General features: G+C 68.1%; 19 protein-coding genes. 6 read left to right on the top strand and 13 right to left on the bottom strand.

Annotated elements, in window-relative coordinates:
- Positions 1-30: 30 nt before the first annotated feature.
- The 6 genes from DSD19_RS18290 (at position 31) to DSD19_RS18315 (ending at position 6327) form a co-directional block, all read left to right on the top strand.
- Complete coding sequence (locus DSD19_RS18290) at positions 31-897, top strand: formate/nitrite transporter family protein (RefSeq protein ID WP_075787158.1); 867 nt, start codon at positions 31-33, stop codon at positions 895-897.
- A gap of 167 nt (positions 898-1064) precedes the next feature.
- Positions 1065-2039 (top strand): TRAP transporter substrate-binding protein, encoded by a 975-nt coding sequence (locus tag DSD19_RS18295; RefSeq protein WP_113670655.1) that lies wholly within the window; start codon positions 1065-1067, stop codon positions 2037-2039.
- Between the two features lie 57 nt (positions 2040-2096).
- Positions 2097-2645: a TRAP transporter small permease gene (locus DSD19_RS18300; RefSeq protein ID WP_113670656.1), complete on the top strand. Its 549-nt coding sequence runs from the start codon at positions 2097-2099 to the stop codon at positions 2643-2645.
- Positions 2645-3958 carry a TRAP transporter large permease gene (locus tag DSD19_RS18305; protein ID WP_113670657.1) on the top strand — a complete coding sequence of 438 codons (1314 nt, stop codon included), beginning with the start codon at positions 2645-2647 and terminating at the stop codon, positions 3956-3958. The genes DSD19_RS18300 and DSD19_RS18305 overlap by 1 nt, the downstream gene beginning before the upstream one ends.
- A 36-nt stretch (positions 3959-3994) precedes the next feature.
- Entirely contained in the window at positions 3995-4912 is a 918-nt protein-coding gene (locus tag DSD19_RS18310) for a hypothetical protein (protein WP_075787154.1), read from the top strand.
- Between the two features lie 95 nt (positions 4913-5007).
- Positions 5008-6327, top strand: coding sequence for an acetamidase/formamidase family protein (locus DSD19_RS18315; protein WP_113670658.1), 1320 nt, complete (start codon positions 5008-5010; stop codon positions 6325-6327).
- Between the two features lie 52 nt (positions 6328-6379).
- On the opposite strand, the gene DSD19_RS18320 is transcribed toward DSD19_RS18315, so the two are convergent.
- The 13 genes from DSD19_RS18320 to DSD19_RS18380 form a co-directional block, all read right to left on the bottom strand.
- Positions 6380-7099, bottom strand: coding sequence for a VPLPA-CTERM sorting domain-containing protein (locus DSD19_RS18320; protein WP_113670659.1), 720 nt, complete (start codon positions 7097-7099; stop codon positions 6380-6382).
- Positions 7100-7147: 48 nt separating this feature from the next.
- The gene (locus tag DSD19_RS18325; RefSeq protein WP_113670687.1) at positions 7148-8251 is read right to left on the bottom strand and encodes a glycerophosphodiester phosphodiesterase family protein; all 1104 of its coding nucleotides are present in this window, start codon (positions 8249-8251) and stop codon (positions 7148-7150) included.
- 176 nt (positions 8252-8427) lie between these two features.
- Positions 8428-9507 (bottom strand): response regulator, encoded by a 1080-nt coding sequence (locus DSD19_RS18330; protein WP_113670660.1) that lies wholly within the window; start codon positions 9505-9507, stop codon positions 8428-8430.
- Positions 9508-9534: 27 nt separating this feature from the next.
- A complete protein-coding gene (locus DSD19_RS18335) occupies positions 9535-10761 on the bottom strand; it encodes a PocR ligand-binding domain-containing protein (RefSeq protein ID WP_075787149.1) in 1227 nt (408 codons plus the stop codon).
- A gap of 107 nt (positions 10762-10868) precedes the next feature.
- Positions 10869-12011 carry a methionine adenosyltransferase gene (gene metK, locus DSD19_RS18340; RefSeq protein WP_113670661.1) on the bottom strand — a complete coding sequence of 381 codons (1143 nt, stop codon included), beginning with the start codon at positions 12009-12011 and terminating at the stop codon, positions 10869-10871.
- A 36-nt stretch (positions 12012-12047) separates the two neighbouring features.
- Positions 12048-12965: a glycyl-radical enzyme activating protein gene (locus DSD19_RS18345; protein WP_075787147.1), complete on the bottom strand. Its 918-nt coding sequence runs from the start codon at positions 12963-12965 to the stop codon at positions 12048-12050.
- A gap of 48 nt (positions 12966-13013) precedes the next feature.
- The gene (locus DSD19_RS18350) at positions 13014-13277 is read right to left on the bottom strand and encodes a BMC domain-containing protein (protein WP_237399667.1); all 264 of its coding nucleotides are present in this window, start codon (positions 13275-13277) and stop codon (positions 13014-13016) included.
- Positions 13278-13365: 88 nt separating this feature from the next.
- The gene (locus DSD19_RS18355; RefSeq protein WP_113670662.1) at positions 13366-15051 is read right to left on the bottom strand and encodes an aldehyde dehydrogenase family protein; all 1686 of its coding nucleotides are present in this window, start codon (positions 15049-15051) and stop codon (positions 13366-13368) included.
- A gap of 37 nt (positions 15052-15088) precedes the next feature.
- Complete coding sequence (locus tag DSD19_RS18360; RefSeq protein WP_113670663.1) at positions 15089-15571, bottom strand: heme-binding protein; 483 nt, start codon at positions 15569-15571, stop codon at positions 15089-15091.
- A 13-nt stretch (positions 15572-15584) separates the two neighbouring features.
- Positions 15585-15851 (bottom strand): EutN/CcmL family microcompartment protein, encoded by a 267-nt coding sequence (locus DSD19_RS18365; RefSeq protein ID WP_075787144.1) that lies wholly within the window; start codon positions 15849-15851, stop codon positions 15585-15587.
- A gap of 11 nt (positions 15852-15862) precedes the next feature.
- Positions 15863-16654, bottom strand: a complete 792-nt coding sequence (locus DSD19_RS18370; protein ID WP_075787143.1) for a hypothetical protein — start codon at positions 16652-16654, stop codon at positions 15863-15865.
- Positions 16654-17493, bottom strand: a complete 840-nt coding sequence (eutJ, locus tag DSD19_RS18375; RefSeq protein ID WP_113670664.1) for an ethanolamine utilization protein EutJ — start codon at positions 17491-17493, stop codon at positions 16654-16656. Before eutJ ends, DSD19_RS18370 begins: the two co-directional genes overlap by 1 nt.
- A gap of 31 nt (positions 17494-17524) precedes the next feature.
- Positions 17525-18193, bottom strand: coding sequence for a phosphate propanoyltransferase (locus tag DSD19_RS18380; RefSeq protein ID WP_237399668.1), 669 nt, complete (start codon positions 18191-18193; stop codon positions 17525-17527).
- Positions 18194-18626: the final 433 nt, after the last annotated feature.

An 18626-nucleotide genomic window follows, 5' to 3' on the forward strand; every position in this document is an offset into this window, starting at 1 on the left:
GCCGCTCCGGCCCAAAGGACAGGAGAGCCGATGGCCGCGACCACGCAGAAGAAATACGAAGACCGCATTCCGGAACACCAGCGCGAGGCCATCGAGTCCAAGGCGCCGATCCGGGCCTTGGCGCTGTTTGAATCGATCCGCCGCGAGGGCGCGCACGAACTGAACCGCCCGGCCTCGGCGCTGGCCCTGTCGGGGCTGACCGCGGGTCTGGCGATCGGGTTCTCGGTGTTGTCCGAGGCGCTGCTGCGCACCCATCTGCCCGACGCGCCCTGGCGCCCGCTGGTCGAGAATCTGGGCTATTCCGTGGGCTTCGTGCTGGTGATCCTGGGCCAGCTTCAGCTGTTCACCGAGAATACCATCACCGCCGTCTGCCCGGTTCTGGACGATCCCCGGCCACGGGTCTTTGCCAGCCTTGCACGGCTCTGGTCGCTGGTGCTGGCGACCAACCTGATCGGCGCGGCCACCTTTGGCTGGGTGCTGCATGCGGGGACGATTTACGAGCCCGAGTTGCGCAATGCGGTCGTTACCCTGTCCGACCACGCGACCTCTTACGGCTGGTGGGAGACGGCGGTGCGGGGCATCGGCGCGGGCTGGCTGATCGCGGCGCTGGTCTGGGTCAAGCCGAACGCGCGCAATTCCGAGCTGTTCCTGATCGTGCTGGTGACCTACCTGATCGCGCTTGCGGATTTCTCGCATGTGGTCGCGGGCACCACCGAGGCCGCCGTGATGGTCTATTCCGGCGGCATGAGTGTCGCGGCCGCGCTGGGCGGCTTCGTTCTGCCCGCGCTGGTGGGCAACATCCTCGGCGGCACCGTCTTCTTCACGCTGCTGACCTATGCCCAGATCCGCAGCGAACTGGTCGGCGACACAGCGCCCGAGCGGGCGCGGCGCCGCTAGGCTCCGGCGCGCGGGCTTTGCCCGCTTGCTGGTCGGACTGGTCCCCGCGGACAGGCGGGCCCTGTGTCGCGACAGTTAACGCTTGCCTCCCCGGCGCCCGGACGGTTCCATGGCGGGACAAGACAAGGCCCGTCCCGCGCGGGCCGCAAAACGGGGAGTGACAATCCATGAAGATGCTGACGACCGCCCTGGCCGCGGCCACGCTTTGCGCCATGTCGACCGCAACGACGGCCGAGACCTGGGACATGCCAATGGCCTATGCGGCCTCGAACTTCCATTCCGAGGTCGGCGCGGACTTCGCCCGATGCGTGGGCAAGGCCACGGGCGGCGCGCTGGAGATCGTCACCCATCCCTCGGGCGCGCTCTTCGGCGGGGCCGAGATCAAGCGCGCGGTGCAGACCGGGCAGGCCAATATCGGCGAACGGTTGCTGTCGGCGCATGAGAACGAGAACCCGCTGTTCGGGGTGGATTCGATCCCCTTCCTGGTGTCGTCCTTCGACGAGCATGAACGGCTCTGGGCCATCGCCGAGCCCAAGGTCGCCGCCGCGCTGGCAGAGGACAACCTGCACTACCTCTATTCGGTGCCCTGGCCGCCGCAGGGGCTTTATCTCAACAAGCCGGTCGAGACGGTCGACGATCTGAAGGGCGTCAAGTTCCGGTCCTATTCGGCGGCGACGGCGCGGATGGCCGAACTGACCGGCATGATCCCGGTGCAGGTCGAGGCGGCCGAGCTGAGCCAGGCGCTGGCCACCGGCGTTGCCGAAAGCTTCGTCTCGTCGGGCGCGACCGGCTATGACCGCAAGGTCTGGGAACATCTGAGCCATTTCTACGAGGTCGATGCCTGGCTGCCGCGCAACGCGGTCTTTGCCAATCTCGACGCCTGGACCGGGCTTGACGAGGCGACCCGGTCGGCGGTCAGCGACTGTGCCGCCAAGGCGCAGGCCGAGGGGCTGGACCGGTCGAAAGCCTATACCGCCGTCACCGTCGAGGGGCTGAAGGAGGGCGGCATGACCGTCGGCCGCGCGCCCGAGGGGCTGGTCGAGGGGCTGAAGGCCATCGGCGAGACGATGACCGCCGAATGGCTCGACCGGGCGGGCGACGAGGGCCGCGCCATCGTCGAGGCCTATCGTCAGGACATGTGAGGCAGGTCGGGCCCGCGCCTCGCACGCGGGTCCGGCACGAACCGGCGGGGGCTTCGGATGGCAAGGGCAGCGGCAGGGCTTAGGGCGCTTCGGCGCCTCCTCGATGCCATCTATATGGCGGGTGGGGTGATCGCGGCGGGTTTCCTGCTGGCGATCCTCGGACTGATCGTGGCGCAGATGGTGGCGCGCTGGACCGGGCATGTGGTGCCGGGGGCGTCGGACTATGCGGGCTATTGCATGGCGTCGGCCTCGTTCTTCGCCTTTGCCCATGCGCTGGACCGGGGCGCGCATATCCGGGTGGGGCTGTTGCTGACGGTGCTCGGTCGACACCGGCGCTGGGCCGAGATCTGGGCGATGGCGGTCGGCGCCGTGACCGCCACCTTCTTCGCGCGCTATGCGGTCAAGGGCACCTACTGGTCCTGGAAACTGGGCGATGTCAGCCAGGGGCTCGACCGCACGCCGCTGTGGATCCCGCAATTGTCGATGGCGGCGGGCACGGTGCTTCTGGCGATCTGCTTCTGGGACCATCTGATCCGGCTGATCGCGACAGGCCATGACGGCATCCGGGCCGAGCGGGCCGGGGACAGCCCGGCGGGGCCGCGCTGATGGAGCAGCTGGCCCCGATCGCGATCTTCCTGTTCGTCCTTTTCCTGCTGCTCGGGTCCGGCGTCTGGGTCGGGCTGGCGCTGATGGGCGTGGCCTATGTCGGCATGGAGCTGTTCACCGCGCGCCCGGCGGGCGATGCGATGATCACCCGGATCTGGGCGGCCTCGTCCTCCTGGACGCTGACCGCGCTGCCGCTGTTCATCTGGATGGGCGAGATCCTGTACCGGACGCGGCTGTCCGAAGACATGTTCCGCGGCCTCGCGCCCTGGATGGCGCGGCTGCCGGGCGGGCTCATTCACACCAATATCGTGGGCTGCACCGTCTTCGCGGCGGTCTCGGGCTCGTCGGCGGCAACGCTGACCACGGTCGGGCGGATGTCGATCCCCGAACTGCGCCGCCGCGGCTATCCCGAGCCGATGGTGATCGGCACGCTGGCCGGGGCGGCGACGCTGGGGCTGATGATCCCGCCCTCGCTGACGCTGATCGTCTATGGCGTCACCATCAACGAGTCGATCACCCGGCTTTTCATGGCCGGTGTGGTGCCGGGGCTGGTGCTGGCGCTGATGTTCATGGCCTATGTCGCGCTGGCTTCGCGGCTGTCGAAGGATTTTGCCCCCACGCCCGAGCCAACCCTGTCGCTGCTCGGGCGGCTGAAGGTTTCGCGCCATCTGCTGCCGGTGCTGTGCCTGATCGTGGTGGTGATCGGGTCGATGTATCTGGGCTATGCCACCGCGACCGAGGCCGCGGCCTTCGGGGTGCTGGGCGCGCTGGCGCTGGCGGCTGCTCAGGGCTCGCTGTCGGCGGCAAGCTTCGGCGCGAGCCTGATGGGCGCGGTCCGGACCTCGGCGATGATCGCGCTGATCCTTGCGGGGGCGGCCTTCCTGTCGCTGTCGATGGGGTTCACCGGCATCCCGCGCGGGCTGGCCGACCTGATCGCGGGGTTCGATCTGTCGCGGGTTCAGCTGATCCTGGCGCTGCTGGTCTTCTACATCGTGCTTGGCTGTTTTCTCGACGGGATCTCTTCGGTGGTGCTGACCATGGCGGTGGTCGAGCCGATGATCCGCGCGGCCGGGATCGACCTGATCTGGTTCGGCATCTTCATCGTCGTGGTGGTCGAGATGGCGCAGATCACGCCGCCCATCGGCTTCAACCTCTTCGTGCTGCAGGGCATGACCGGGCATGGCATGGGGTTCATCGCGCGCGCGGCGCTGCCGATGTTCCTGATCATGGTGGTCATGGTCTTCGTGCTGATCGCGGTGCCCGGGCTGGCGACCTGGCTGCCCGACAGCCTGCGCCAGCGGCCGGGGGGCTGAGGCGGGCATGAGCTTCACACGTCGTCGGGGGACGGCATGATCCGGTTTCTGGGCGCGCTGGCCGCGCGGGGGCGCTATCTGCTGGTCGCGGGGCTTGCGACCGGGGTGCTGCTGCCGCCGCTGGCGCAGGCGATGCGGCCCTGGCTGCCCGAGATGGTGGCGGGGCTGATGTTTCTGGCGGCGCTCAGGATCGGGCCACGCCAGGCGCTGGGCGCGGTGCGCGACCTGCCCCGGGTGCTGGCACTGGCGCTGCTGTTGCAACTGGCGCTGCCGCTGGCGGTGGCGGGCGGGGCGGCGGCGCTGGGTCTGGGCGGCACCGCCGTTGCGACCGCGCTGATCCTGATGGCGGCGGCCTCGCCCATTGCCGGCGCGCCCAGCCTGACGGTCCTGAGCGGCGGCGACCCCGCCCCGGCGCTGCGGCTGCTGATCGTGGCGACTGCGCTTCTGCCCGTCACGGTGCTGCCGGTCTTCCTGCTTGCCGGGGGGCTGGGCAGTCCGGCGGCGGTTCTGGCCGCGGCGGGGCGGCTTCTGGCGGTGATCCTGCTGGCGGCGGGGGCGGCCTTCCTGCTGCGCGCGACCTGGCTGAGGGCGCCGCGGCCCGAGACGATCTCGGCGCTCGACGGGCTTTCGGCGCTGGCGATGGCCATCGTCGTGATCGGGCTGATGGCCGAGGCCGGGCCGACCCTTCTGTCCCGTCCGACCGAGCTTGCGGGCTGGCTGGCGGTGGCGCTGGCGGCCAATCTGGGGGTGCAGATCGTGGCCGACCGGCTGCTGGCGCGGGGGCCGCTGAGGGACCAGCGCCTTCCGCTGTCGGTTGCTGCGGGGAACCGCAACATCGCGCTTTTTCTGGTGGCACTGCCGCCCGAGACGACCGACCCGCTGCTGCTGTTCATCGCCTGCTACCAGGTGCCGATGTACCTGACCCCGCTTCTGCGGCGACGGCGCGGCGGCTAGGCCGGGCCGTCGGGGGACGGACCGCGGCGCGGCGGTCTCGACACGGGCGGGCGCGCGGCTAGGTATCGGGGGCGAACAACAAGGAGACAGCCGAAATGGCCGATGGAAGCAGGACCGGCGGCGCGTGCCGCAGCCTCGTCGTGAACGGGTTCACCAACAGCGTGCTCGACCCCGACGCGCCGATGTTGGGGCCGGTCGAGAATGGCGGGACGGTGATCGCCAATACAGCGCCCGGATGCTGGGGGCCGATGATCACGCCCAGCCTGCGCGGCGGCCACGAGGTCACCCGCCCGGTCGCGGTCGAGGGCGCCGAGCCGGGCGATGCCATCGCCATCCGCATCCGCGACATCACCGTCACGTCGGTCGCGACCGCCTCGGGCCATGACAGGTCGCCCGAGGGCTTCTGCCTCGGCGATCCCTATGTCGCGGCGCGCTGCCCCACTTGCGACGCGCTCTGGCCCGAGACCCATGTCGAGGGGATCGGCCAGGAGGCCGTGCGCTGCAATGTCTGCGGCAATGCGGTGACGCCCTTCGCCATCGTCCATGGCTATACCGTCACCTTCGACGATACCCGCAGCGTGGGCCTGACCCTGCCCAAGGCCGCGGCCGAGACCATCGCCCGTGACGCGGATCATTACGCGGCGCTCCCCGATGCCAGCCGCCAGCACTCGATCCTGGTCTATGCGCCCTCGGACATGCCGGGCGCGCTGGTCCGGATGCGGCCCTTCCTCGGCCAGCTTGGCACCTGCCCCTCGAAGGCCATGCCCGACAGCCACAATGCGGGCGATTTCGGCGCCTTCCTGGTCGGTGCGCCGCACCCCTATGCGCTGAGCCCCGAGGAGCTCGCAGAGCACAAGACCGACGGTCATATGGATATCGACGCGGTCCGTCCCGGCGCCATTCTGGTCTGCCCGGTCAAGGTGAAGGGCGCGGGGCTTTACATGGGCGACATGCATGCCGGTCAGGGCGATGGCGAGATCGCAGGCCACACTATGGACGTGGCGGGCAGCGTGACGCTGCAGGTCGAGGTGGTGAAGGACTATCCCATCGACGGGCCGGTGCTGTTCCCGCTGGCCGAGGATCTGCCGCCGATGGCGCGGCCCTTCACCGCCGAGGAAAAGGCGCGCGGCGAGCGGCTGGCGCGGCGCTGGGACGTGGCGGCGCTGGAAGAGGTGGCGCCGGTGTCGGTCATCGGCACCGGGGCCAACCTGAACATCGCCATCGAGAACGGGCTGGAGCGGGCGGCGAAACTTCTGGACCTGCCGGTCGCCGAGATCCGCAACCGCGCCACGATCAACGGCGCCATCGAGATCGGCCGGGCGCCGGGGGTGATCCAGGTCACCTTCCTCGCGCCGCTCGACCGGCTGGATGCGGCCGGGCTTGGCGATTACGCGCGCGAGCAATACGGTCTGTGAGGATCGGCTCCGGGGGGCGGGAGTGCCGCCCCCCGGGTTTGGTTCGGCCTCCTCAGGCCGATTTTTTCGCGGTCCGGCGGCGCAGCCCGGCCACCCCGGCCAGGCCCGACAGCAGCATCAGTGCCGAGGCCGGCAGCGGCACCGGCGCGGGCGCGATCGGGTCGGCGAAGGCGAAATAGGCGTTGTCGATATAGCCGTCATTGTTCGTGCCGCCGCTGATCCGGGTCGAGCTGAGCACGAAGGTCAGGTAGGCGGTGCCGACGGGCACCGCACCCGAGGTTTCCTGATAGTACTTGCCGCCCGCGGTGATCCGGGTGTCCCAGGACCCGCTGTAAAGCGTGCTCGACAGCAGGGCGTCGCTGCCCAGCTGGGTGTCGTCGGCGCCGAAGAAGAAGACCGACATGACGCCCCGGTCTTCCTGGGTGTGCCAGCCGAAGAGATCGGCGGACATGGTGTAGTCGAGCCCGGTCGTGCCGAGCCGCGAGAGGTCGTCGCCGGTCAGGCTATAGGTCTGCGAGATCGCGCTGAAGGTGCCGGGCCCGGCAAAGAAATAGGACCCGGTGTCGATCCAGGGATCGGTCGAGCGCAGCCGGTAGGTGCCTTCCCAGCCGTCGGTCGTGTTGTCGAAGGTGCCGTTGACGATCAGGCTGGCGGCGGCGACCGGCGAGGCCAGGGCACCCAGAAGAACGGCGGGCAGAACGGCGGGCAGCGCGCGGCGCAGGACGGGCGCGAAGAGAGAGCGGAACAGGGCGGTGAACATGGGGGTCCTCATGGAACGGGGAAGGGGCGGCCGGGGATGCCGGCCGCAAAAGACAGCGGCTCAGGCCGCGAGGGCCGGGCGACGGCGGCGCGCGAGGCCGCCAAGCGCGGCCATGCCCGCCAGCAGCATCGGCAGCGCGGCCGGAAGCGGCACCGGAGCGGGCGCCACGTCATAGCCGCTGTTGGCCAGGGCGGCGTTCACATAATCGGCGTTGTCGGTGATGAAGCCGTCGACACCCCAGGCCAGAAAATCGGCCAGAAGCGCTGCGGCCGAGGCCTCGTCGGTCGGGCGCAGGGTCCAGGCATAGATTTCAAGCCCGGCCGCATGCACCGCCGCGACGAAGTCTTCGGTGATGTAGCTGTAGCTGCTGGCCACCGCATCGGCGTAACCGGCCAGTTCGCTCAGCAACTCGTAGCTGGTGCCCGACCCGTTCAGGCCCAGCGCCCAGCCCTCGGCGGTCTGCACGCCACCATAGCCCAGGAGATCGACATAGACATCGGCCCCGGCGGCATCGAACAGCGCCGACATCTCGCGCACGTTGGCCACGCTGAAGGATTGCACCGCGCCGTTCGAGCCGGTTTCGCCGAAGCCCTTGTCCAGCATCTCGGTCACGACCTTGGCGTTGACCTCGGGGGTGTAGCTCGATTTCAGCTCGGTCAGCACGCCCAGATCGGTGCCGTGAGTGGCATTGTAGGCATTCACGGTGTCGAGGAACTCGCCCAGCGTCGGCACGCTGAAATCGGTGGTGGGGGTGAAGCCCGGATGGCTGTAGGAGGCCGAGCCGGTCGGCAGCAGCGTCAGCTGCTTGATCTCGGCCAGGGTGAAATCGGCGACCCTGTAGCCGCCGTTCCGGGGCGGGAACCTGGCGGCGATGTCGGTGGTGCGTTCGAGCGTGCCGTCATGCATGACGATCAGCTCGCCGTCCTTGCTGACCTGAACGTCGGTCTCAACCATGTCGGCGCCAAGATCGCCCGCCAGTTCGTAGCCGGGCAGGCTGTTTTCGGCCAGATAGTTGGGCGCACCGCGATGGCCGATCACCTTCGGGGCCTGACCGGACAGGGTCTGCCAGTCGAGCGTGGCGGCCTGGGCGACCGGGGGCGCCAGCAGCGGGCAAAGCGCAGTCAGCAGCGCACCGACAAGGGCGCCGTTCGAAACGAGCTTCATGATGTCCTTCCTGATTGCGAAGTGGGCGCAGATCGTGCCCGCGGGGGTGCGGGCCCCGTGTCGGTTAAGCTGCCCGGATCACAGGATCATGACATTTTTAATCAATGGCATGGCATCCGCCGTTGCGGCGCGTGGGCTGCCAGTGCGGCTCTCGGTGATCTTGCTTCGGGTCCGGCCTAGCGGAACCGGCGTCGGTATTCCGAAGGCGACAGGCCGACCTCTTTCTTGAACGCCTTGCAGAAATAGTTGGCGTCCTGGAAGGAGAGGTCGAGCGAGACGTTGGTGATCGGCAGATCGCTGTCCTGCAACAGTTCCTTGGCGCGCTCGATCCGCTGGGTCTTGAGGTAGGAGATGAAGGTCACGTCCATCTCCTTGCGGAACAGCCGGCTGAGATAGCAGGGGCTGATCTGGGCGAAATCCGCAGCATCTTCCAGCGTGACGCCCTTGTGCAGGTTCCGTTCGATGTAGTTCAGAACGTCCTGAATGCGGCCCGAGGCATGGGCCCCGCCGGATTCGCTGGCCTCGAACAGCACGTCGGTGAGCTGGCACAGCACTTCCTGCACCTGGAAATGGCTGTGCAGGTCGAGCCGCTGGGATTCGAGCGTCTCGACCTGGCGGGCCAGCGTCGGGGGCAGGGCAAGACCGCGCGCCTCGACCACCTGCAGCATGATGCGCAGGAATTCCAGCACCGCGCGGCGCGGCGAGGCCTCGCGCTGGGCATAGATGGCTTCGAGATGACGGCGAACCAGAGCCAGGCATTCGCGATAGGCGCTGTGATCCACGAGGCCTGCGATGCGGTCGCCGACCGGCGGTTCGGGGACGCGGATCGCATCGGGGGCAGGGGCGGTCACGGTCCAGGACCCCGCAGCCCGGGCCGCCATCGGCTCGTGCGTGGCAAGGCATTCGTGAACCGCCTTCAGCAGATCGTCGGTGCGAATGGGCTTCAGCAGGAAATTGTCCGCCTTGAGATGGATCGCGGTTTGCATGATCTCGAAATAATCGTAGGCGGTCAGGATGATGACCTTGGTCGCCAGGCCGCGGTCGCGCACCGACTGGATGATCTCGAGCCCGTTGGGGCGCGGGATCTTGATGTCGATCAGCATCAGGTCGATATGCTGGCCGTCGATCAGGGCCATGGCCTCGGTGCCGTTGCGGGCCTCGCCGACGATCCGCGCGCCGTCGAGGTTCTTTTCCAGAATGCTGCGCAGGGCGCGGCGTTCCAGCTCTTCGTCTTCGATGATCGCGATGTCGAACATCTTTCCGCTTCCTTGTCGCTCGCGGGCCTAGACCGCGGCCTCGTCGAAATCGGTGGGCAGGCGCAGCCGCACCAGCGTGCCGCGGCCGCCGCGGAACGGGCTGACGATTTCCAGCCCGTGGCCATCGCCGAAATAATGCCGCATCCGGCTGTCGACATTGTGCAGCCCGATGCTCTTGCGACCGCTGCGGTCGGCAACGCCCGCCAGAACCTGGATCCGCCGTTCGGTCGGGATGCCGTCGCCATTGTCGACGATGTCCACGATCACGTCATGGCCGTCGCGATAGGCGGTGATATCGATCAGACCGCCGCTTTCGCGCGGTTCGATCGCGTAGTTCATGCAGTTTTCCACGATCGGCTGCAGGACCATGAAGGGGCAGGTCACCTCGGCCAGATCGGCGGGCAGGTCGATCGAGAAGGTGAAGCGGTCGCCCAGCCGCAGCCGCAACAGGAACAGGTAGTTCTTGACGTGATCGACCTCGGTCGCGAGCGGCACGAACTGGGTGCCGCTTTTCTTGAGGATATACCGCATCATGTCGGCAAAGGCATGGACCGTGTTTTCGGTCTGCGCCGCGTCCTCGATCAGCGCGAGCCGACCGATGGTGTTGAGCACGTTGAACAGGAAATGCGGGTTCACCTGATAGGACAGGGCCTGCAGTTCCGCCTCGCGGAGCGAACGTTCCAGTTCGGCCCGGCGCTTGGATTCCTCCATCAGCCGCAGGTTCTTGGCGTAAAGCTCCTGGGTGACGCTGCTGGAATAGCTTTCCTCGACGATATGCGAGGCGATGTAGAACAGCGAATAGGCCGCCGAGCGGAGCCGCCCGTAGGAAATCTCGCCGATGTCATGGTAAAGCGCCATCAGGCGCGGGTCCTCGCGCCAGGACGCCTCGACCGGGAAGAGGCCCGACAGGTCCACCAGGTCGGGCGCCATCTCGCCGGGCCGCATCTTGACCTGGCCGCAGATCACCGCGCCCAGATATTCGCCCCGCATGATGATCGGCGCGGCGAAGTCGACGAGGCCCGCATGGCATTTGTAGATCGAGGGATCGCCGGTCGACAGCGCCGTGCGCCCGCCCACCGCGTCGCAGTGATAGCACCGCTCGCGCCATTTCGGATGGTGCCGGATCGTGTCGCAGAAGGAACTGAACCCGCTTGGCCTTGTGACCGGCTCGCCTTCGGGGTCGACGATCACCATCGCCACCCCCACCGCCGCGCTGAAGTTGTCCTGTACCTTCTGCAGCATGTCGACGCTCATGAGGTCGGCAAGGCGCTGGCGGCGGGCGGCTTTTGCTTCGAGGGTCTCGCCGCCGCCGCGGGGAGAAGGTGTATTATTTATGCATGAATTCGGACGGGGCTCGGATGTCAGTTGCAAGCCTTCTGCAAGGCGACCGCCCGATCCGTCCGCTCCCATGGGAACCCCTCTGTGTCCCGCCCAAAATGCCCGTAGGCCGCCGTTCTTTCGAAGATCGGCCGACGAAGCTCCAAGGTTTCGATCATTCCCGCCACCGAAAGCGGGAAGACCGACCGGACCGCTTTTTCAAGCTTGTCCGGATCTGTCTCGCAGCCAGAAGGTAAGGTAATCCCTACCATCTCGGGAAGTAACTGACCTATCGCAAATGCGAGCGATACTTCACAACTTTGTGCGATCCGTGCTGCGACGATATTTTTCGCGATATAGCGGCACATGTAGGCCGCCGTGCGGTCGACCTTGGTCGAATCCTTGCCGGAAAACGCCCCGCCGCCGTGGCGCCCGATGCCGCCATAGGTGTCGACCATCAGCTTGCGGCCGGTCAGCCCGGTATCGGCGGCGGGCCCGCCCAGCACGAACCGGCCGGTGGGGTTGATCAGCACCCGCGTATCGGCCCGCAGCCAGTGCCCCATCACCGGCGCGACCACCTCTTCGATCAGGCCGCGCAGCATGTCCTCGCGGGTGACGCAGGGGTCGTGCTGGGCCGACAGGACCAGGCTGCGCAGGATCGCGGGGCGTCCGTCGGCGTCGTTTTCGAAGGTGACCTGGGCCTTGCCGTCGGGACGCAGCCAGGGCAGGCGGCCGGAATGGCGCACCTCGGCCAGGGTCTCGGTCAGCCGGTGGGCATAATGGATCGCGGCGGGCATCAGCGTCGGGGTTTCGTCGCAGGCGAAGCCGTAGAAGATGCCCTGATCGCCCGCGCCCAGTTCGGCGTCGCGCGACACGCCCATGGCGATGTCGGGCGATTGTTCGTGCAGGTCGGTCAGGATGAAGCAGCCCTCGGCATCGAAACCGAGGTCGGGATCGTCATAGCCGATCCGGCGCAGCACGCCGCGGGCCACGGCGGCCACGTCCACATGGGCGGTCGAGGTGATCTCGCCCGCGATATGCAGGGTATTGCCCGACGCCAGGACCTCGGCGGCGACGCGCGCCATCGGGTCCCGGGTCAGGTAGGCATCGAGGATCGCGTCGGAGACCTGGTCGCAGACCTTGTCCGGGTGGCCTTCGGTGACTGATTCAGAGCTTGTGTACGACATGTCCGACGCCTTCTTCGCTGTAGCGCGCGGCCGGGGTCAGCCCCCGATCACGCATTTCAGGCCGTGGCTTTCGATCTTTTCGACCAGCGGGGCCACTTCCTCGGGTTTCATGTTCGGCGTGTTGCCCATCGGATAGGACCGGCCGAGCAGGGCGTATTTGTTCTCGCCGAACGAGTGGTATGGCAGCAGGTGCACGGTATCGACGCCGGGCATCAGCTTGGCGAAGCAGGCCACGGCCTCGGCCGCCTCGACGGTGTCATTGACGCCCGGAACCACCGGGATGCGCACCACGGTGTGGGTCAGCGACGAGATGCAAAGCGCGTTTTCCAGGATGATCCGGTTTTCCACACCGGTCTGGGCGACGTGCACCTGGGGGTCGATGGCCTTCATGTCGAGCAGCACGTGATCGACATGGGGGATCACATCGCGCACGATCTCGCGCGTCGTGTAGCCCGTCGTTTCCATCGCGGTATTCCAGCCCTGCTCGTGGCAGGCCATCAGCAGATGCTTGGCGAACTGGTGCTGAAAGAGCGGCTCGCCGCCCGACAGCGTCACGCCGCCGCCCGAGCGGCGATAGTGGATCGCGTCCTTGCGAAGTTCCTGCATGACCTGGGCCACGGTCATCTTCTTGCCCGAGATGGTCAGCGCCTGGGTCGGGCAGACCCCGGCGCAGGTGCCGCATTTGACGCATTTGTCCCGGTCGACGAAGCCCGGATTCGTGGGCGCCAGCGCCTGGGTCGGGCAGACCGGCACGCATTGGCCGCATTTGATGCAGCTCGACGCACGGAAGAACAGTTCCGGCTCGGGGCTCTGGCTTTCGGGGTTCGAGCACCAGCGGCAGCGCAGCGGGCAGCCCTTGAGAAAGACGATGGTGCGCAGGCCCGGGCCGTCATGGATCGAATAGCGCTGGATGTCGAAGACCGTGCCTTCTTTGTCGAAATCGATGTCGGACATCTTTTTGTCCCTTCCGTTTGTCTTGCCGCCGCTGCGTTGGGCGGCTGGTCAGAAGGCGGGGCCTTGCGCCGCCTCGATTGCCGCCATCGCCGCCCGCACGGCCGAGGTCTCGCCCAGGATCGCCAGCGTCGTGGTGGTCTGGGGGCAGGACCCGAAAAGCTCGACCGTGTAGACGTTGGCCGCCTTTCCGGCCACGTCAGCGAAGTAGAAGAGATCAGGGACGCTGGTCTGGACGAGCCCCATCGCAGAGATCGGATTCGCCTCGATCCATTTCCGGGTATGCGGGGCGATGCGCCGGGTGAGCATATCCATGATATTCTCTTGCGGCGCGTTGATGATCCTCGTGTTCATGGTCCCGTTTCCCCTGATCTCTTCCCTGAAGTTTCTGCCGACGCCCGCCTCAGCGGACGTTCAGCGCCTCGACCATCACGCATTTGCGCTTGCGGGCGAACGACTTGGGCGAGGTCAGCCCTTCGCCGGTCGGACCCGCGATCGTGAAGGTCGCGTAGCCTTCGCCGCCGACACCGAGCCCGGCATAGGACGGCCCGTTCTTGACGAAGATCGTGGTCTGGATGAGCTTCGCCATCTTGGTCAGCTTGCGCACGTTGTTCGAGTGCATCATCGCGGTGTGGCGGTTGCCGTGTTCCAGCTCGACCGCCAGGTCGATGGCATCGTCGACGCTGGGCGCGCGGACCACCGGCAGGATCGGCATCATCAGCTCTTCCTGCACGAAGACATGGTCCTTGTCGGCTTCGGTCAGGATCACCTTGACGTCCTCGCCGACGGTGATGCCGATCAGGCCCAGCAGATGCGCGGCACTCTTGCCGACGCAGGAGGTTTGCGGCCCGCCCTTCTGGTTGATGACCACGCCCTCAAGCTGCTTGATGACCGCCGGGTCCTTGATCAGGTAGGCGCCGCATTTCTGCATTTCCGAAATCAGGTAGTCGGCGATCTGGTTGACCGCGATCACTTCCTTCTCGGCGATGCAGGGCAGGTTGTTGTCGAAGCTGCAGCCGTTGACGATGTCGCGCGCCGCCTTCTCGATGTCGGCGGTCTCGTCGACCACCACCGGCGGGTTGCCCGCACCGGCGCCGATGGCTTTCTTGCCGGTCGACATGACGGTCTTGACGATGCCCGGGCCGCCGGTCGCGACCAGCATCCGCACCTTCGGATGGGCCATCATCGCGTTGGTGTTGTCGATCGAGGGGTCCTGCACCGTCACCACGAGGTTCGCGGGTGCCCCGAGCGTGGCCAGCTTGCGGTTGATCAGCTTGACCACCAGAAGCGAGACCTTCTTGGCGCGCGGGTGGGGGCTGAAGACGGCCGCGTTGCCCGCGGCCAGCATGCCGATCGCGTTGCAGATGATGGTCTCGGTCGGGTTGGTGGTCGGGCAGATCGCGCCGATCACGCCGAAGGGCGAATATTCGACGAGCGTCAGGCCCTCGTCGCCGCTGAGCGCCTCGGTCGTCAGATCCTCGATCCCCGGGGTCTTTTCGCAGGCCAGCCGGTTCTTGATGATCTTGTGGGCGGCATTGCCCATTCCGGTGTCGTTGGCCGCCATGTGCGAGATCCGCTCGAGCGTGCCGTTCGACAGGATCACCTCGCGGATGCCGTCGGTAAAGCGTTTGCGGGCGGCCATGGTGCAGAAGAGGTACTGCCGCTGGGCCAGTTCGGCCGCCGCGACGGCTTCGTCCATGCTCGCGAAGACGCCGTCGCCGAGCGTAGTCGCCTCCTCGTCCGAAACGGCGACCGCCTCGGACCCGGCCGAATGCGGACAGACCGTGCATGGCTGCTTGTCGCCGAGCGCGCGGGCGACGAGGCCGTTGACGATATCGTCGAGCGGATCGTCCGAGGGATGCGCCTTGGACCAGCAGCAGCGTTTCGAGCCGGGCACGTAGTCCGGTTGCGCCGCCTCTGCCGCCGCCGGGGCAGAGCCCGTTTCGGCCAAGATCTGCGCCACGAGGTCGGACATGGGCTTGCCGCTTTTCGGCTGGGCCGGGGGCGTGCCCGCCCCGATATTGGCCGCCGCGCTGCCATAGCCGTTCAGCACCTGGGCCACGGCGTCGCTGATATCCTTGTCGTTCATCTTTCCGCTCCTTCTTCGGGGCCGAGCCCCAATCCGTTCAAATTCCGTTCAGGGCCTGGCGCGCGATGGCCATGTCCTCGTCGACGGTGCCGCCGCTGATCCCGACGGCGCCGATCACGGTGCCGTCGCGGCGGACCGGAAGCCCGCCGCCGAACAGGACGACGCGGCCGTCGAGCGTCGCCTCGACCCCGAAAAGCATCCCGCCCGGCTGGGCCTGGCGGCCCAGCTCGTCGGTGCCCATGCGAAACGCGGCGGCGGTCCAGGCCTTGCCGGGGGCCAGCGCCGCGCTGGCGGGCAGGCTGCCCTCCATCCTGTGGAAGAGGATCTGGGCGCCGGTCGCGTCGGCCACCGCGATCACCATCGGCACGCCCATCGCCGCCGAGGCGGCCTGCGCGCGGGCCGCGATGGCCTCGGCCTCGGCCAGGGTCAGCGAGCGTTCCGGGGCGGCGGGCAGGGCGCGCCGTTCCAGCGCGGCCGTGACCAGGCGTTCGATCAGTTGGGCGTCGATATCGCAGTGCATGTCCGGGCCTCCCTCAATGGGTCTCGACGGTGTCGACGATGCCGACGATCGAGGCATCCGAGACCGACTTGCCCAGCGTGCCCGCCATGCGCGCGCCGCTGCCCTTCGAAACGATCACCGTCTCGCCATAGCCCGCGCCGACCGTGTCGACGGCAATTTCGGTGAACCCGGTCGGGTCCAGCTGCGGGGTCAGCCGCGCCACGATCAGCAGTTTGGAGCCCACAAGGCTGGGGTCCTTGCTGGTCGAGACGACGGTTCCGATCACACGTCCCAGATGCATCGCCCTTCTCCTCACACTCGCACGACCCGGACATGCCGGGCCCGCAATTCTTCCGCCGCCAGCGGCGTGATCAGCACGTCCGACCCGATCCGCAACTCGGTCGAGTCCAGCGTCTGGGCCGCGCTCCGGCCGAAGACCCGCGACCCGGGCACGGAGGGTGTCGCAGTCCTCCGGCCCGGGCCCGGCCCCCGGTCGCCCGGCCGCGGGGACGCGATGGCATCGCCCAGCTTCGCGGCCCAGGCCAGCTCGACCCCATAGCTTTCCAGTCGGACCAGATGTCCGGCCAGCATCTCGCGGAAGGCCGCGTTTCCGGTCAGCCCGCGTGCGTTGCGCTCGCGGCTTGCGGGGCAGACGCCGTCGCGCGCCACCACCACCCGGCGGCCGCGTTCGAGCGCGCCGGTCAGCAGCGACGAGACCTCGTCCTCGGCCATGCCGAGCGAGGCGCGCGCGGCCAGTGCCACGCTGAGCGCGGGCACCACCACCAGGCCGTTGCGGCCCAGCGCGCCGTCGATATCGGTTTCCCCGGGCGCCGCCATCGGCGGGATCGCCCGCGCGCCGCCCAGCAGCCGCAGCCGTTCCGGGGTCAGAAGCCCGGCGGCGTCGGGGGTGCGGCGGATCTCGAAGCTCCAGCCCGCATCGGTCAGTTTCGACAGCGATTTCAGCGCCGGGTCGAGCCCCAGATCGGTGCCCGAAAAGAGCAGCAGCGCCGAGCGTTCGCGCGCCTTCAGCCGGGCGACGATGCGGTCCGACAGCAGGTCCAGCAGGGCCCGGTTCAGAAGCGTGTCGAGCGCGGAGCGGTCCATCACTTGTCTCCTGTCGCCAGCGGGAACATGGCAATGCCAAGCGGCGTCACCAGCAGAGGCTCGGCCGGTTTGACGATCCGGCGGCCGGTCTGCTTGGCAAAGACGCTTTCGAACTCGCTGAAGGTGCAGGCGCCGCCCACCACATGGACCGTGTCCACATCGGGATGGGCCCGCAGGAAACGTTCGACGATGCTGGCCATCTTCTCGACCACCGGGCGGACGACCGCGAAAACCATGCGTTCATTCGCGGGAACGAGCTTTTCGGCCTCGGCCTCGTCGAAGGGCAGGCCGCGCGCACCGGCCAGGACCAGGGTCATGTGGGTGCCGCCGGTGGCCTCGTCGAAGGAGGCGAGAACCTTGCCGTCCTTCAGCACGCTGATGCCGGTGGTGCCGCCGCCGACATCGACGACCGCCCCGTCCGAGACGCCCAGGAAGCGGGCGGCGGCGGCGGGTTCGTCGACGATCTCGGCCAGTTCGAAATCGGCGGCCTCGACGACATTGCCGATGGCCTTGGTACTGCCGGGATGCACCCCGGGCGGGATCGCGGCGGCGGCTTTCAGCAGCGGCCGGCCGATCCGCTTTTCAAGCTCGGCCTTCATCGCGGTGACCGCGCGGACCGCGCCGATATAGTCGACGACGATGCCGTCGCGGACCACCGTCGAATGGTGGGTGATGCCCGCGACCGGGCGGTTCGACGCATCGAGCACGGCCAGCACCAGGTTCGCGGTGCCGAGGTCGACGCCGACCTTCAGCGGACCCTTGGCCCAGGCCTCGGCGGGCACCACAGACCCCGAGCGGATCAGCTCGGCGAAGTCGCGCAATGTCCTGTCGGTGCTCATCGTTCCGTCTCCGTCTCGCTCGTCGTCCGGATCAGTCCCTGAGGATCCGCACGAGGTCGTCGTTCCTCAGCCCGAAGGCGTTTGCCTCCTCGACGTCGATATGCATTTCGGTGGCCGAGGCTTCGGCCGCGCGGATCACGACGTGATGCATGATCCCGCCGCGCGGACCGCCGACCAGCACGCTGACCTCGTCGCCATTGGCCAGACCCAGCCGGGCCGCGGTTTCGGGCAGCATGTGGATGTGGCGCATCGCGGCGATGACGCCCGAGTCCTTGCGGACCGTGCCCTGCGGCCCGACGATCTCGATGCCGGGCGTGTCGCCCAGCTTGCCGGACATCCGAAGCGGCGGCTTGACGCCCAGCACGAAGCCGTCGGCGATGGAAATCTCGACCTGGGTGTCCTTGCGCAGCGGCCCGAGCACGCGGACCTTGCCGATCTCGCCCTTGGCGCCGCGAATGATGACGGTTTCCTCGGCGGCGTACTGGCCGGGCTGTTTCATCGCTTTCTTGCGGGTCAGCATGGCGCCCGGGCCGAAGAGGGCGTCCATGTCCTGGCGCGACAGGTGGATATGCCGGTTCGACACGCCGATCGGCACCAGAGCGGGATCGGCCTCGGGGCCGGCAGCCGCCGTCGGGGCCGCGGCCTCCTTGGCCGCGGCGCGGCCTTGGGCCAGCACCTCGGCTACGATCCGATCAATCATGTTCCCAGTCACCTGCATCGTCCTGTCCTGTTCTTCTCGGCCCGCCCCGCCCCGCCGTTCCGGCGCCGGTGGGATCCCGGTCCCGGGCGCGCGTCGCGCCCGGGCTCCGGCCGTTTCCCGTCCTTGCCCCGCCGGTTCGGCGGGGGCTGTTCGTTTCAGCGCCCTTTACCGCCGGGCTTTCCGGCCGGGCCGGGCCGCCGGCGATTTCGCCGTCCTGCGCCAGACGCCCCGGCTCCGGTCGCTGCCGTCTCACCGGAGGGTCCGGCGGCAGCCTCCGAAGGCGCGGGAGCCGCCGCCGCCTCGGAGGGTGTTTCTGTGCTTTGTGTCTCGTCGTCGGCGTCGGGCTTGGCTGCGGGCATGTCGGCCGCGGCGCTTTCCGGGTCCGCCGGTTCAGCCGGGGCGGGGGTTTCGTCGGACGCCGGTGTCCCAGCGG

It is taken from the genome of Rhodovulum sp. BSW8 (assembly GCF_003314725.1).
Lineage (GTDB): Bacteria > Pseudomonadota > Alphaproteobacteria > Rhodobacterales > Rhodobacteraceae > Rhodovulum > Rhodovulum visakhapatnamense.

What these genes read in the sequence shown, in the direction of transcription:
- DSD19_RS18290 (WP_075787158.1), top strand. Translation starts at nt 31, where the DNA reads ATGGCCGCGACCACGCAGAAGAAATACGAAGACCGCATTCCGGAACAC.
- DSD19_RS18295 (WP_113670655.1), top strand. Translation starts at nt 1,065, where the DNA reads ATGAAGATGCTGACGACCGCCCTGGCCGCGGCCACGCTTTGCGCCATG.
- DSD19_RS18300 (WP_113670656.1), top strand. Translation starts at nt 2,097, where the DNA reads ATGGCAAGGGCAGCGGCAGGGCTTAGGGCGCTTCGGCGCCTCCTCGAT.
- DSD19_RS18305 (WP_113670657.1), top strand. Translation starts at nt 2,645, where the DNA reads ATGGAGCAGCTGGCCCCGATCGCGATCTTCCTGTTCGTCCTTTTCCTG.
- DSD19_RS18310 (WP_075787154.1), top strand. Translation starts at nt 3,995, where the DNA reads ATGATCCGGTTTCTGGGCGCGCTGGCCGCGCGGGGGCGCTATCTGCTG.
- DSD19_RS18315 (WP_113670658.1), top strand. Translation starts at nt 5,008, where the DNA reads ATGGCCGATGGAAGCAGGACCGGCGGCGCGTGCCGCAGCCTCGTCGTG.
- DSD19_RS18320 (WP_113670659.1), bottom strand. Translation starts at nt 7,099, where the DNA reads ATGAGGACCCCCATGTTCACCGCCCTGTTCCGCTCTCTCTTCGCGCCC.
- DSD19_RS18325 (WP_113670687.1), bottom strand. Translation starts at nt 8,251, where the DNA reads ATGAAGCTCGTTTCGAACGGCGCCCTTGTCGGTGCGCTGCTGACTGCG.
- DSD19_RS18330 (WP_113670660.1), bottom strand. Translation starts at nt 9,507, where the DNA reads ATGTTCGACATCGCGATCATCGAAGACGAAGAGCTGGAACGCCGCGCC.
- DSD19_RS18335 (WP_075787149.1), bottom strand. Translation starts at nt 10,761, where the DNA reads ATGAGCGTCGACATGCTGCAGAAGGTACAGGACAACTTCAGCGCGGCG.
- metK (WP_113670661.1), bottom strand. Translation starts at nt 12,011, where the DNA reads ATGTCGTACACAAGCTCTGAATCAGTCACCGAAGGCCACCCGGACAAG.
- DSD19_RS18345 (WP_075787147.1), bottom strand. Translation starts at nt 12,965, where the DNA reads ATGTCCGACATCGATTTCGACAAAGAAGGCACGGTCTTCGACATCCAG.
- DSD19_RS18350 (WP_237399667.1), bottom strand. Translation starts at nt 13,277, where the DNA reads ATGGATATGCTCACCCGGCGCATCGCCCCGCATACCCGGAAATGGATC.
- DSD19_RS18355 (WP_113670662.1), bottom strand. Translation starts at nt 15,051, where the DNA reads ATGAACGACAAGGATATCAGCGACGCCGTGGCCCAGGTGCTGAACGGC.
- DSD19_RS18360 (WP_113670663.1), bottom strand. Translation starts at nt 15,571, where the DNA reads ATGCACTGCGATATCGACGCCCAACTGATCGAACGCCTGGTCACGGCC.
- DSD19_RS18365 (WP_075787144.1), bottom strand. Translation starts at nt 15,851, where the DNA reads ATGCATCTGGGACGTGTGATCGGAACCGTCGTCTCGACCAGCAAGGAC.
- DSD19_RS18370 (WP_075787143.1), bottom strand. Translation starts at nt 16,654, where the DNA reads ATGGACCGCTCCGCGCTCGACACGCTTCTGAACCGGGCCCTGCTGGAC.
- eutJ (WP_113670664.1), bottom strand. Translation starts at nt 17,493, where the DNA reads ATGAGCACCGACAGGACATTGCGCGACTTCGCCGAGCTGATCCGCTCG.
- DSD19_RS18380 (WP_237399668.1), bottom strand. Translation starts at nt 18,193, where the DNA reads ATGATTGATCGGATCGTAGCCGAGGTGCTGGCCCAAGGCCGCGCCGCG.